At 70.4% G+C, this 13707-nt stretch carries 13 protein-coding genes; 5 read left to right on the forward strand and 8 right to left on the reverse strand.

Features of this window, described 5'->3' with window-relative positions; genetic code table 11:
- The first annotated feature begins 323 nt into the window (after positions 1-323).
- From ABIC53_RS07740 to ABIC53_RS07755, 4 genes are read left to right on the forward strand one after another with little or no spacing between them, the layout of a single operon-like run.
- A complete protein-coding gene (locus ABIC53_RS07740) occupies positions 324-980 on the forward strand; it encodes a hypothetical protein (RefSeq protein ID WP_274177572.1) in 657 nt (218 codons plus the stop codon).
- On the forward strand, positions 977-1276 hold the full coding sequence (locus tag ABIC53_RS07745) for a transcriptional regulator (RefSeq protein ID WP_112613817.1): 300 nt from the start codon (positions 977-979) through the stop codon (positions 1274-1276). Before ABIC53_RS07740 ends, ABIC53_RS07745 begins: the two co-directional genes overlap by 4 nt.
- The gene (locus tag ABIC53_RS07750) at positions 1273-2199 is read left to right on the forward strand and encodes an ABC transporter ATP-binding protein (RefSeq protein ID WP_282502307.1); all 927 of its coding nucleotides are present in this window, start codon (positions 1273-1275) and stop codon (positions 2197-2199) included. Before ABIC53_RS07745 ends, ABIC53_RS07750 begins: the two co-directional genes overlap by 4 nt.
- Positions 2199-2951, forward strand: coding sequence for an ABC transporter permease (locus ABIC53_RS07755; RefSeq protein WP_354450972.1), 753 nt, complete (start codon positions 2199-2201; stop codon positions 2949-2951). Before ABIC53_RS07750 ends, ABIC53_RS07755 begins: the two co-directional genes overlap by 1 nt.
- A 31-nt stretch (positions 2952-2982) precedes the next feature.
- Here the strand turns inward: ABIC53_RS07755 and ABIC53_RS07760 are convergent, their stop codons facing one another.
- Positions 2983-4563: a hypothetical protein gene (locus ABIC53_RS07760; RefSeq protein WP_282502305.1), complete on the reverse strand. Its 1581-nt coding sequence runs from the start codon at positions 4561-4563 to the stop codon at positions 2983-2985.
- The gene (locus ABIC53_RS07765; RefSeq protein WP_240309665.1) at positions 4545-5348 is read right to left on the reverse strand and encodes an ABC transporter ATP-binding protein; all 804 of its coding nucleotides are present in this window, start codon (positions 5346-5348) and stop codon (positions 4545-4547) included. Before ABIC53_RS07765 ends, ABIC53_RS07760 begins: the two co-directional genes overlap by 19 nt.
- A 59-nt stretch (positions 5349-5407) precedes the next feature.
- Here ABIC53_RS07765 and ABIC53_RS07770 point away from each other — a divergent pair, with 59 nt between their 5' ends.
- Positions 5408-6532, forward strand: a complete 1125-nt coding sequence (locus ABIC53_RS07770) for an AAA family ATPase (RefSeq protein WP_282502304.1) — start codon at positions 5408-5410, stop codon at positions 6530-6532.
- Positions 6533-6640: 108 nt separating this feature from the next.
- On the opposite strand, the gene pheT is transcribed toward ABIC53_RS07770, so the two are convergent.
- From pheT to ABIC53_RS07800, 6 genes are all read right to left on the reverse strand, one after another.
- On the reverse strand, positions 6641-9148 hold the full coding sequence (gene pheT, locus ABIC53_RS07775; protein ID WP_354450975.1) for a phenylalanine--tRNA ligase subunit beta: 2508 nt from the start codon (positions 9146-9148) through the stop codon (positions 6641-6643).
- Positions 9148-10188, reverse strand: coding sequence for a phenylalanine--tRNA ligase subunit alpha (gene pheS, locus ABIC53_RS07780; protein WP_094261998.1), 1041 nt, complete (start codon positions 10186-10188; stop codon positions 9148-9150). The genes pheT and pheS overlap by 1 nt, the downstream gene beginning before the upstream one ends.
- 70 nt (positions 10189-10258) lie before the next feature.
- On the reverse strand, positions 10259-11188 hold the full coding sequence (locus ABIC53_RS07785; RefSeq protein ID WP_323987443.1) for an amino acid ABC transporter permease: 930 nt from the start codon (positions 11186-11188) through the stop codon (positions 10259-10261).
- Positions 11185-11832, reverse strand: a complete 648-nt coding sequence (locus ABIC53_RS07790; RefSeq protein WP_112613805.1) for an amino acid ABC transporter permease — start codon at positions 11830-11832, stop codon at positions 11185-11187. The genes ABIC53_RS07785 and ABIC53_RS07790 overlap by 4 nt, the downstream gene beginning before the upstream one ends.
- Positions 11833-11902: 70 nt before the next feature.
- A complete protein-coding gene (locus ABIC53_RS07795; RefSeq protein WP_323987442.1) occupies positions 11903-12814 on the reverse strand; it encodes a glutamate ABC transporter substrate-binding protein in 912 nt (303 codons plus the stop codon).
- Positions 12815-12870: 56 nt separating this feature from the next.
- Positions 12871-13662 carry an amino acid ABC transporter ATP-binding protein gene (locus ABIC53_RS07800; protein ID WP_112613801.1) on the reverse strand — a complete coding sequence of 264 codons (792 nt, stop codon included), beginning with the start codon at positions 13660-13662 and terminating at the stop codon, positions 12871-12873.
- Positions 13663-13707: the final 45 nt, after the last annotated feature.

Consider the following 13707-nt stretch of genomic DNA (forward strand, 5'->3'; position numbering starts at 1 on the left):
GGGGACCGGCGGCGGCGACACCACGCGCTCGACCGCGGATGCGGGAGCGTGCAGGGTCGCCTAGCGTCGGCGGTCGCCCAGACGTCGGCGCGCGCGAAGCACCGAGACGGTGCGCTGCGGGGCCGAAGACATGCGCCGACAGTAGCGCTCGCTCGCGGCATCCGCCAAATCCCCCGCTGCCGGCGTCCGCGGTATGAGGCGCAGTTGCGGCCGTCGGGCGCCGTTCGAACTGCGGCCGGCCCATCGAAGTGCGCTCGACCCGGCGGTGCGACCGCAACGATGCCGAGTTGACCGCGCAAGGTTTGCAGTGCAAAGTGGTTTGCATGGAGCACGATTCGATGGATGACGAGCAGCAGGCCGACCCGGCGGCGATGCTCGCCCTCATGCAGGACCAGCGCCGGCGCACCGCGCACTGGGTCAACCGCAACTACGCGGTGATGCTCATCACCTGGGCGGCGGCGTGGATCGTCGGATTCGGAGCCATCTGGAGCGCGGCCGACGGCGGCGGCAACCCCTGGTTCCGCATTCCGACGACCCCCGCGTGGATCGTCTTCGGCACGGTGCTCATCGCCGGCATCGTCGTCTCCGCCGTCGCCGGCATCCGCTCCGGCGTGGGCGTGCGGGGACCGTCGCGCCTGGCCGGGGCCATGTACGGCTGGGCGTGGTCGCTGTCGATGTTCGGTGCCGGCCTCCTCATCGGCGCGGTGCAGCGCACCGGCGCGGATGCCGACGTCATGGCAGTGCTCTCCCCCGCGATCTTCGTCCTGCTGGTCGGCGTGCTCTACCTCGCCGGCGGGGCGCTGTGGCGCTCCCCCGTCCAGTACGCGCTCGGCATCGTCATGATCGCCACCGCGATCGTGGCGTCGTACGCGGGCACGCCGACCAACTACCTCGTGTACGCGACCGTCGGACCGCTCGCGATGCTCATCGTCGCGACCCTGATGCTGCGCGGCGTCATCCCGGCGGAAGGCAGCCGATGACCGAGCTCGACCCGGTGATCCACGCCCCGGCCCGCCTGCGCATCGTCACGGCGCTGAACGAGGCCCTCGCCGACGGCGACGAGGTGACCTTCCCCGTGCTGCAGAAGCTGCTCGGGATGACCGCCGGGAACCTCACCACGCACCTCGCGAAGCTCGAGGCGGCGGGCTACGTCGAGACCAGCAAGGCCTTCGCGGGCCGGAAGCCCGTGACCTACGTCGCGCTGACCCCCGCCGGGCGAGCCGCGTTCCGCACGTACCGCACCCATCTGCTCGATCTCCTCGGAGGAGGATCATGACCGCCCTCATCAGCACCCGCGACCTCGTGAAGCGGTTCGGCGACGTCACCGCGCTGGCCGGAGTGACCCTCGACATCCACGCCGGCGAATGCGTCGGTCTGCTGGGCCCGAACGGCGCCGGCAAGACGACCCTCCTGTCGCTCGTCGAGGGCCTGCGAACCCCGACCAGCGGCGAGGTGCGGCTGTTCGGCGGCGACCCGCGCGACACGTCCTCGCGCGTGCGCCTCGGGTCGACCCCACAGGCGACGGCGCTGCCCGACGCCCTGCGCGTGGGTGAAGTGCTCGACTTCGTCGCGGCTCACTTCCCGCATCCTTCTCCCCGCGCCCGCATCATCGAGGAGTTCGACCTCGGCCCGCTGCTGCGCCAGCAGTGCGGGGCGCTGTCGGGAGGGCAGCAGCGGCGTGTGTCCGTCGCGCTGGCCTTCGTCGGCGACCCCGACCTCGTGCTGCTCGACGAGCCCACGACCGGTCTCGACGTCGACGCCCGACGAGCCCTGTGGGATGCCGTCCGCGCCCGGCACGCCGCCGGATGCGCCGTCGTGGTCACGAGCCACCACCTCGAAGAGATCGAGCAGCTCGCTCACCGCGTCGTCGTCATCGACGACGGTGTCGTCCGCACCGATGACACGCTCGCGGCCGTCGTGTCGAGCGTGTCGCGACGCCGTGTCACCCTGCGCGGAGTCTCGGCGGACGACATCCGGCGCCTCGACCCGGAGTCATCCGTCTCCACCGCGGACGACGCCGTGACGGCCGTCGTCGGCGACTCCGACGCTCTCGTCCGCTCACTCGTCGCCGCCGATCTGCCGTTCAGCGATCTGACGGTGCGCGGAGCGACGCTCGAGGAGGCGTTCCTCTCCCTGACCGCCACGTCCGCGCGCCCCGGCGCACCCTTACCCGCACCCACCACCGAGAAGGCCGCCTGATGTCCACGCTCTCGCTCACCCTGACCGCGACCAGATACAACCTCATCGAGACCGCGCGGGTTCCGATCGCGGTGATCGGGTCGGTCGTCTTCCCGACCCTCGCGTTCTGCCTGTTCGTGCTGCCCCAGGGCGCGGTCGTGGCGGACAGCAGCGTCGCCACCGCCGCCGTCTGCTCGATGGTCGTGTTCGCCTTCATGTCGTCCGGGCTGTTCTCGGTCGGGCTCGAGCTCGCCGAGCAACGCTCGAAGCCGTGGACGCCCTATCTGCGGACGCTCCCCGGCAGCCCGCTCGCCCGCATCGGGGCGCTGATCCTGGCGACCCTCGCGATCGCGACCGTGGCGATGGTGCCGCTGCTCGTCGTCGGAGGTGTCTTCACCAGCGCGCGGCCCGAACCGCTCCGGCTGCTCGCGGCCATCGTGCTCGTGATCGCGACGGCGCTTCCGCCGATGCTCATCGGTGCGATCATCGGTCTCACGACGGGCCCGAAGGCCGCCATCGCCGTCACGCAGGTGGCCCTGTTCCTGCTCGCCTTCGGCGGCGGCCTGTTCCTGCCCCCGCAGTTCTTCCCTGCTTGGCTCGACACTGCCTCGTCGGTCCTGCCGATCCGTCAGGCCCGAGAGATCGTCGTCGGCGTCGCGACCGGTGCCGAGGTGCCCCTCTGGGCGATCCTCGGCGTCGTCGCGTGGACGATCGCGCTGGGCGCCCTCGTCGTGTGGCTGTACCGACGCGACGAGGGCCGCCGCTACCGCTGATCTCGAGCGGGGCCGCGGGGCCGGACGTCGATCAGGTGGGGAACGACTTGATGCGCACGAGCAGGTCGGGACCGGTCCGTTCGATCGTGCGCCCTCCGACGAGCACCCCGACGATCGCGACCACTGCGCCGAACACGACACCGGCGGCCAGCGCGATCCAGCCCCACATCGCGTCTCCCGTCACGGCGTTCACGACGGCGGGCACGATGGCCGGCAACGACAACGCGATCACCGCGGCCCATACGACGAAGACCAGCAGGCCCATGATGGAGTTCTGACCCGGGGTGCTCTTGAACGGGCTGTCACCGGGTGCGGGCACCGGGGTGACGATGAGCGCCGACGACACCGCGCACGCGCCGTATCCGGCCAGCAGCACGCCGAGGGCCGCTCCCAGCACCGCGGGCAGGTGCGCCGCGTCGCCCGACACCACCGCGGTGGCGACCGCGATGAGGCCGATCAGCGGAACTCCGACGCACGCGGCGCCGAGCAGGCGACCGAGGCGGTCGGCACGGCCGGAGATGCCGGTGGCGAGGGTCGTGCCGAAGGCCGTGCCGTCGAAGGAGACATCGGCGTAGCCCACCGCGGCCATGACGAGCGCGGCGAGCACCGGCGAGATGAGGAACATGAAGCCGTCGGTCCCGCCGGTGAAGGCGAAGAGGACGGGGAACAGCGGGATGACGATGAGCTGCCGCAGGTACCGCGGATCACGCAGCCATCCCGAGAGCGATCGCGCCCACGTCGCGCCGACACCACCGGTCGGCATCACGCCGAAGAGGCCGAGCTTTCCGGCAGCCACGGTGCGAGTCGCGCGCTGGCGCGGCGACGACACGGCCGTCTCGATGACGCGGTCCCACACGATCCAGAGCACCACGACGGTCACGATGGCGATCACGGTGCTGGCGAGCGCGGGAAGCCACTGCCCCGCCGCCGCGCTCGGGGCGACCGACCAGGCGGCACCGAGCGGAGTCCAGGCGAGAATGCCGGCGGCCTGCTGCAATCGCGTCCACAGATCGCCACCGGCCTGATCGAGCAGCGCGGCGATGCCGGTGAGGATGGGACCGGTCATGATGAGGACGACGAGCACGACGGTGCCGATGATCTCGCGCGAGCGCCGGCCGCCCATGCCGCCCGAGAGCTCGCCCATCAGGCGCGAGGCCAGCACGCAGGTGAGAACGCCGAGCAGTACCGTCGGCACGGCGACGATGGCCGCGACCGGCCACCGCACCCACACGATCAGCGTCGCGAGGGCAGCGACCGTGGTGACGATGCCGGGGATGCCGGTGAGCCCGGCACCCGCGAGGGCGAGCATGACCTGACGGCGCGTCAGGGGGAACGGCGCCAGCCGCACGGCGTCGACCGTGCTGTCGAGCCCCGCGATGATGATCGGCCCCACGAGCCAGCCGAGGATCAGCAGCGAGCCGCCGAGGACCGCGACGACGGTCGCGGCCTCGAGGTTCTCGAACACCGACAGCGCGACGAACCCGACGACGAGCCCGCCGAGGATGCCGAGACCCCAGAGTGATCCCAGGATGAAGCCGACGAGCTGCCAGGGGCGACGGGCGAGCGTGTTCCCGAGAACGCGGTAACGCAGCTTCAGGACTGTCGCAACCACTGCGGTCCCTCCGACTGGTGGCGTCCGCCGACGAGCGAGACGAAACGGTCCTGCAGGCTCTCGCCGGCACGCACCTCGTCGATCGTGCCCGCGGCGAGCACGCGGCCTGCGGCGATGACGGCGACGTGGTCGCACATGCGCTGGACGAGGTCCATCGAGTGGCTCGAGACGATCACCGATCCGCCCGAGCTGGTGTAGCTGCGCAGGACGTCCTCGATGTTCGCGGCCGACACCGGGTCGACCGACTCGAAGGGCTCGTCGAGCACGAGCAGGCGCGGGGCGTGCACGAGAGCGCAGGCGAGCGCGACCTTCTTGGTCATGCCCGCAGAGTAGTCGGCGACGATCGTCCCGGCTGCGCCGCGCAGGTCCATGAGGTCGAGCAGGTCCGACACGCGCGGTGCGATCTCGGGGCGCGGCAGCCCGAACATCATCGCGGTGTAGGTGATGAGCTGCTCCCCCGTCAGACGGTCGAAGAGCCGCACGCCGTCGGCGAGGTTGCCGATCGTGCGCTTGGCGGCCACCGGGTCGCGCCACACGTCGATCCCGTGGACGCGCGCAGTGCCGGCATCCGGGCGCAACAGCCCCGTGGCCATGGAGAGGCTCGTGGTCTTACCTGCGCCGTTCGGCCCGACGAGTCCGTAGAACGAGCCGGCCGGCACGACGAGGTCGATGCCGTCGACGGCGACCTTCTCACCGAACCTCTTGACCAGGCCGAGCAGTTCGAGGGCGGGGGCGGCACCGGCCGCCGGAGACGATGGGGTGACGCTGGCTGGGATCTCGCTCACGGCCCCGACACTATCGGGAAGCGGAGGGCGGTGTCAGACGCAGATGCCAGAGTGAGGGGATGCTGCGCACTCTGGCTGTATCGGGATACCGCTCGCTCCGCGACGTCGTCGTGCCGCTCGGCGACCTCACCGTCGTCACCGGCCCCAACGGCTCGGGCAAGTCGAACCTCTACCGCGCGTTGCGCCTGCTCGCCGCAGCGGCGCGGGGCGACATCGTGGGCGCGCTGGCACGCGAAGGAGGGCTGCCGTCGGTCCTCTGGGCCGGACCCGAGAACGGCGGAGATCAGGGAACGGTGCGCCGGGGACCCGTCGCGGTGCAGCTCGGCTACGCGTCCGACGAGCTGGGATACCTCATCGATCTCGGCATCCCGCAGGGCGACCAGACCAGTCCGTTCGCCCGCGACCCCGAGATTAAACGCGAACAGGTGTTCGCCGGTGTCGTCGCCAAGCCGTCGACGTTGCTCATCGACCGCACGCGACAGCTCACCCGCGTGCGCGAGCACTCCTGGACGATGCTCGACCAGCAGCTGGCGCCGTACGAGAGCATCGTCACCGATCTCGCCGACGGCGACACCGCCCCCGAACTGCTGACCCTCCGCCGCGCGATGACCGCGTGGCGCTTCTACGACCACTTCCGCGTCGACCTCGACGCCCCCGCGCGTCAGCCACAGGTCGGCACCCGCAGCCACACCCTCGCGCACGACGGGGCGAATCTCGCCGCGGCCTGGGCGACGATCGTCGACGCCGGGCACGGCGACGCTCTGGCGCGTGCGGTCGACCAGGCGTTCCCGGGCAGCCGCGTGCGCGTCGTGACCTCCGACGGACTCTTCCGCCTGACGATCGAGCAGCCCGGCCTGCTGCGTCCGCTCGATGCGGCCGAGCTGTCGGACGGCACGCTGCGTTACCTGCTGCTGTGTGCCGCGCTGCTGCCGGCGCGACCCGCACCGCTCCTGGTGCTGAACGAGCCCGAGGCGAGCCTGCATCCCTCCCTCCTCGCACCGCTGGCCTCGCTCATCCGAGCGGCATCCGAGCGCACGCAGGTGCTCACGGTGTCGCATGCCGATGCGCTCGTCGACGCTCTGCCAGAACCGTCGCGCGTCGAACTCCAGCGATCGAACGCCGAGACGACGGTCCGCGGTCAGGGTCTGCTCGACGTTCCGGCCTGGAACTGGGGCTCGCGCTGAGCCCCTCTCGGTCGGCCGGCCGGTCACGGGAACGCGTCGGGCGCAGTTCCGGACGTGGAGCGCGCCCGTAACCGCGCGTGACGTCGGGAACTGCGCCCGGTACGCAGGTCAGTCGCGGATGACGGCGCCGAAACGCTCGGCCGCGACGGCGACGCCCGCGAGCTTGGCCTCGCTCGCCTCGGCCGCCGTGAGGGTGCGGTCGTCGGCGCGGAAGCGCAGCGCGAACGTCAGGCTCTTCGAGCCCTCGGGAACGCCGGCACCGCGGTAGTCGTCGACGAGACGGAGCGACTCGAGCAGCTGGCCCGCCCCCTCCGACAGCGCCGACGCGAGCGCACCCGCCGTCACGTCCGCAGGAACGACGAGCGAGACGTCCTGCGTGGCCGCCGGGTAGCCCGACAGCGACGCGACGACGACCCGCTCCCCCGCGCTCGCCAGAACGGCGTCGAGGTCGATCTCGGCGACGAGGACACGGCCCGACAGGTCGGCCGCAGCCGAGACCTCGGGATGCAGCTCCCCGGCGTAGCCGACCTCGACACCTCCGACCGTGAGCGCGGCGGCGCGACCCGGGTGCAGCGCGGCACGACGGGTCTGCGAGATCTCGATGTCGACGCCGGCCGCCGAACCGATCGCGGCGACAGCCGCAAACACGTCGCTGAGATCGGCCGCGACGGCGGCGTGCCCCGGCGACTTGGGCGCCACGTTGCCGGCGACGAGCACCGCAACGTGACGCGGCTGCGGCGGGATCGACGCGTGGAGCTCCGCGAGCGTGGCGTCGTCGGGACGCGCGGCGAGCGGCGGCACCGTCGCGGTGCCGTACTGCGTGCCCGGCTCGGGGAGGAAGACCGCTCCGACCTCGAAGAGGGCGAGATCGGTCAGTCCGCGCGAGACGTTGCGGTGCGCGACCTGCAGCAGGCCCGGTACGAGCGAGCGGCGCAGGTAGGGCGCCTGCCCGTCGAGCGGGTTGGCGATCTTGACCGAGGGCAGCTCCTCGCCCGAGGCCGAACCGTGCAGATCGTTGCTGTCTCGCGTCGTGAACGGGAACGACGGGGTCTCGACGAAGCCCGCGGCCGCGAGCGCATTCGAAACGCGACGTCGCCCCTTCTGCGCATCCGTCAGGCCGCGACCGGAGGGAGCCGTCGGGAGGACCGACGGCACGCGGTCGAGGCCGTGGATGCGCGCGACCTCTTCGGCCAGCGTCCACTTGTCGGTGAGGTCGGGGCGCCACGACGGCGGGATGACCTCCCAACCGGCATCCGTGTCGGTCACCTCGGCGCCGATCCTCTCGAGCGCCGAGACGACCTCGTCGTCGGTGTAGTCGATGCCGATGAGGCCTGCGACGAAGCCGCGCGGCAGATCGATCGCCTCGAGGAACACCTCGCCGAACAGCGCGCCACCGACCGGCTCGAGCGTGCCGCCGGCGAGCTCGACCATGAGGTCGGCGACGCGGCGGGCGGCCACGAACGGCAGCAGCGGGTCGACGCCGCGCTCGAAGCGCCGCGAGGCCTCGCTCGGCAGCTTGTGCCGACGAGCGGTGCGGGCGATCGTGACGGTGTCGAAGATCGCGGCCTCGATGAGCACATTGCGCGTCGTATCCGTCATCTCGGTCGTGCCGCCGCCCATGACACCGGCGAGGCCGATGGGCCCCGACTCGTCGGTGATGAGCAGGTCTTCGCCGTCGAGGGTGCGCTCCTTGCCGTCGAGCGTCGTGAGCTTCTCGCCCGCCGTCGCGCGACGCACCGTGATGCCGCCGGTGAGCTTGTCGAGGTCGTAGCCGTGAATCGGGTTGCCGAGCTCGAGCATCACGTAGTTGGTGATGTCGATCAGGATGCCGAGCGAGCGGATGCCGGCGAGCGTGAGACGCGCGACCATCCACGGCGGCGTCGGCCGCGACGGGTCGACGCCCGAGACGACGCGCACCGCGAACTCGGTCGCACCGACGCGGCTGCGGATCGGCGCCTGGTCGTCGACCGCGACGTCGAAGCCCGTCGCGGGGTGCTCGAGCTCGTCGAACTCGCGGAGACCAGGGTCGCGGAATGCCGCGCCGGTCGCGTGCGAGTACTCGCGCGCGATGCCGCGCACCGACAGCGCGTAGCCGCGGTCGGGGGTGACGTTGACGTCGATCGCGGCGTCGTCGAGTCCGAGCAGCGCGATCGCGTCGGTGCCGACCTCCGGGTCGAGTCCGAGCTCGGTCAGACGCAGGATGCCCGAGTGCTCGTCGCCGAGGCCCAGCTCCTTCGCCGAGGCGATCATGCCGTCCGAGACGTGGCCGTACGTCTTGCGCGCCGCGATCGGGAACGGACCGGGCAGCACGGCGCCGGGAAGGGTCACGACGACCTTGTCACCCTCGAAGAAGTTGCCGGCGCCGCAGACGATGCCGCGCACGCCGCCGTTCGCCTCGCCGACATCGACCTGGCACCAGCGGATCGTCTTGCCGTTGGACTGCGGCTCGGGCTCGAACGAGACCACGCGGCCCACGACGATCGGACCGGTCAGGTCGAAACCGTGGACGTCCTCCTCCTCGAAGCCGACCGACACCAGCGCCGCGAGGATGTCCTCAGGCGCGGCATCCGCCGGTACCTCGACGTACTCACGCAACCACGACAGCGGAACGCGCATCAGACCACCATCCCGAACTGCTCGCTGAAACGCACATCGCCCTCGGCCATGTCGCGCATGTCCTTCACGTCGGAACGGAACATCAGCGTCCGCTCGATGCCCATGCCGAAGGCGAACCCGGAGTAGACCTCGGGATCGATGCCCGCGGCACGGAGCACGTTGGGGTTCACCATGCCGCATCCGCCCCACTCGATCCAGCGCGCTCCGCCGGCGAAGGTCGGGTGCCACAGGTCGAGCTCGGCGCTCGGCTCGGTGAACGGGAAGTAGTTGGTGCGGAAGCGCGTCTTCGCCTCGGGGCCGAACAGCTCGCGCGCCGCGTGGTCGAGGGTGCCCTTGAGGTGCGCCATCGTGATGCCCTTGTCGACGACGAGGCCCTCGAACTGCGTGAACACGGGGAGGTGGGTCGCGTCGTACTCGTCGGTGCGGAACACCCGGCCCGGCGAGAGGACGTAGATCGGGATGTCGCGCTCGAGCATCGACCGCATCTGCACGGGGCTCGTCTGCGTGCGCATGACGAGGTGCCGCGCGACCGGGTCGACGAAGAACGTGTCCTGCATCTGGCGCGCGGGATGGTCGACGTCGAAGTTCAACGAGTCGAAGTTGAACCACTCGTGCTCGAGCTCCGGCCCCTCGGCGATCTCCCAGCCCATCCCGACGAAGAGGTCGGCGACCTCCTCCTGCAGGAGCGAGATCGGATGCCGCGCCCCGACGCGTCCGCGCGGGGCGATGGCGGTGACGTCGAGCGCCTCGGCCTCGAGCTTCGCGGCCGTCTCGGCGGCGGCGAGCTCGCCCTCGCGGGCGGCGAGGGCCTGGGTGACACGGCCACGCGCCTGGCCTACGAGCTTGCCGAACTCGGCCTTCTTCTCGTTGGGCACCGACCGCAGCTGCGCGTTGAGGCGCGCGAGCGGCGACCCCTCGGCCGTGTGGGCGTTGCGGGCGGACTTCAGCTCGGCGGTGGAGGACGCGTCGGCGATGGCGGCGAGGGCCGCATCCACCGCCGCGGCGACCGCGTCAGGGGTGATCTCGGGTGCGTCGGACACGGGAGTCGAGTCTACCGGCGACGGGCCCCTCCGCTTTCGCGTGAGGGGCCCGTCGGGGTCGTGCTGTGCGTCAGGCTCCGCCCGAGCTGTTGGAGTCGTACTTGCCGATCCCCTTCTGCGTGGCGATGAGCTCGGTATCGGTCGTCGGCGCCACCGGGTGGTGCAGCGGGTCGACAGCAGCTGCGCCGCCGCCTGGGGTGCGCGGCGACCGCGAGAGGCGCTTCTCGAGGAAGCTGGCGAACCACGACAGCAGCAGGCACATCACGATGTAGATCGCGCCGATGACGATGCCCGCCTGGAGGATCGGGCGCCCCGGCTGGGAGGTCAGCTGCTTGGCGTAGTACAGCAGCTCGGGATAGGTGATGATGAAGCCGAGCGCGGTGTCCTTCAGCGTCACGACGAGCTGCGCGACGATGACGGGCAGCATGGCCCGAACCGCCTGCGGCAGCAGGACGAGGCGCATGACGCCGCTCTTGCGCAGACCGATCGCGTAGCCGGCCTCCTTCTGTCCGCGCGGCAGCGACTCGATGCCGGCGCGCAGGGCCTCCGCCAGCACGGAGCCGTTGTAGGCGACGAGGGCGATGACCACGGCCCAGTACGGCTCCATGCGGATGCCGAGCGTCGGCAGCCCGTAGTACATCAGCATCATGAAGATCAGCACCGGCACGGCCCGGAACGCCTCGATGACGACGCCGAAGGGAATCCGCACCCACGCATGATCCGACAGGCGGCCGATCGCGAGAACGAAGCCGAGCGCCAGGGCACCGACGGCCGCGAGCCCGAAGGCCGCGAGCGTGTTGCCAAGCGCCCTGAAGATGCCGAGCCACACGTTGCTGAACGTGAAGATGTACCACTTGTCGGCGGAGAACTGACCGCTCACCGCGAAGCGGAAGACCACGAATCCGATCGCCGCGGCGACCAGGAGGATGGTGACGATGCCGAGGATGCGGTTGCGCAGGATCGCGCGGGGCCCCGGGACGTCGTACAGGACGGAAGTCATCGCGCGATCCTCCACTTGTTCTCGAGTCGTCGCTGCACGGCACTGAGGACCAGCACCAGGGCGACGAAGACGACGGCGACCCAGAGCAGCACGGTCAGGGCGTTCTCGCCGCGCTCGCTCAGGTTCGCGCGGATGGCGCCGAGCTCGACCACGGAGAAGCCGGCAGCAACCGTGGTGTTCTTCAGCAGCGCGATGAAGACGCTCATCATCGGCGGCACGACCGACCGGAAGGCCTGCGGCATGACGACGAGCGTCATGACCTGGCCGAACGTGAGCCCGATCGCTCGGGCCGCCTCGGCCTGGCCGACCGGCACGGTGTTGATTCCCGCGCGGATGACCTCGGCGACGTAGGTCGCGGTATAGATACCCAGCGCCCAGACGCCGAGCACCGTGAAGCCGGGGTTCGGCAGGTCGAGCTGCGGGTAGCCGAACGCGAAGAAGAAGAAGACGAGCGTCAGCGGGGTGTTGCGGATGGTGTTGACGTAGACCGTGCCGAAGGCGCGCGCCACCGGAATCGGCGAGACGCGCATGGCGCCGATCAGGGTGCCGAGGACCAGGGCGATCGCTCCGCCGGCGAAGAACAGCAACAGGGTGTTGCCGAGAGCCTCGCCCCAGAGGTCGAGGTTGTCGGTGATGACGCCCACATCGTCTCCTTGGATGGTGCGGGGCGGGGACGCGTACGCCCCCGCCCCGTGGTCATGGTGTCAGTGCGACTCAGTACGCGTCGACCGCAGGCTGCTCGACCGTGATCCCGGACTGACCGAGGTTCTTGTCGAAGATGCCCTGCCACGCGTCGCCGCCGTCGGTGAGCAGCTCGTTGATGTGCGCGCGGAACGCATCGTCGCCCTTGCGCAGGCCCACGCCGTACTTCTCCTCGCTGAAGGGCTCGCCGACGACCTTGATCTCATCGGGGTACTGCGCCGCGTAACCGATCAGGATCGCCTGGTCGGTCGTGACGGCGTCGACGGTGCCGTTGATGAGCGCGTCGACGCATGCCGAGTAGAGGTCGAACTCCTCGGTGGGAACCTCGGGGTAGTTCGTCTTGATGTTCTGGATGGGCGTCGAACCGGTCGCCGAGCACACGCGCGTGTTCTCGTTGAGGTCGTCCTCGCTCGCGATGTCGCTGTCCGCGGCGACCAGCAGGCCCTGGCCCGTGATGAAGTACGGACCGGCGAAGTCGATCTGCTGCTTGCGCGCGTCGGTGATCGAGTAGGTGCCGACGTAGTAGTCGACGTCGCCGTTCACGATGGCCTGCTCACGGTTGGCCGACGCGATCGCCTTGAACTCGATCTTGTCCTCGTCGTAGCCGAGGGATGCCGCGATCCACCGTGCGATGTCGACGTCGAAGCCGCTGCGCTCGTTGGACGTCGCGTCGAGGAAGCCGAGACCGGGCTGGTCCTCCTTGACGCCGACGATCACCTTGTCGCGCGACTGGATCGCGTCGAACGTCGGGCTGCCCTCGAGCGAGACGTCGGAGGCGACCTCCCACAGGGCTTCGTTACTGTCGCCGCCGTCACCGCCGGCGGCGCCGCCGGGCGAGGTGGGCGAGCCGCTGTTGCAGCCGGTCAGAGCGATCGCAGCGATGGCGACACCGGCGAAGGCGCCGGTGATTCGTGTCTTGCGCATGTGGTCCTCCTGGTTGGGGCTTCCGCGCCCGGTGCAGAGCGCGGAGGTCGGTGGTCTCAGTGGGTGATGAGCTTGGAGAGGAAGTCCTTGGCACGGTCGCTCCGGGGCGACGTGAAGAACTGCTCGGGAACGGCCTCTTCGACGATCTGGCCGTCGGCCATGAAGACGACGCGGTCGGCGGCCTTGCGGGCGAAGCCCATCTCGTGCGTGACGACGATCATCGTCATGCCGTCCTGCGCGAGGCCGACCATGACGTCGAGCACCTCGTTGATCATCTCGGGGTCGAGCGCGCTCGTGGGCTCGTCGAAGAGCATCACCTTCGGCTTCATCGCCAGCGCGCGGGCGATCGCGACGCGCTGCTGCTGCCCGCCCGACAGTTGCGCCGGCAGCTTGTCGGCCTGGTGCCCCACGCCGACTCGGTCGAGCAGCTCACGGGCGAGCTTCTCGGCCTCGGCCTTCTTCATGCCCTTGACCTTGATCGGACCGAGCGTGACGTTCTCGAGGATCGTCAGGTGGGCGAAGAGGTTGAACGACTGGAAGACCATCCCCACGTCGGCGCGGAGCGCCGCGAGAGCCTTGCCCTCGGACGGCAGCTTCTCGCCGTCGATCGTGATCGTGCCCTCGCTGATGGTCTCGAGGCGGTTGATCGTGCGGCAGAGGGTCGACTTACCCGAGCCCGAGGGACCGATGACGACAACGACCTCGCCGCGGTTGACGGTCAGGTCGATGTCCTTCAGAGCCTGGAACGAGCCGTAGTGCTTCTGCACGCCCTCGATCACCACGAGCGGGTCGCCGCGGCGCACCGAGATGTTCGACGTCGGGGGCGCCGGGTTTTCGGGAGTCGTCATAAGAGATCACATTAAGAGCACTCCCCCGCCCTGGACCCCGCGGAA

The sequence above is a fragment of the Microbacterium sp. 1262 genome (genome assembly GCF_040544895.1).
Taxonomy (GTDB): Bacteria; Actinomycetota; Actinomycetes; order Actinomycetales; family Microbacteriaceae; genus Microbacterium; species Microbacterium plantarum.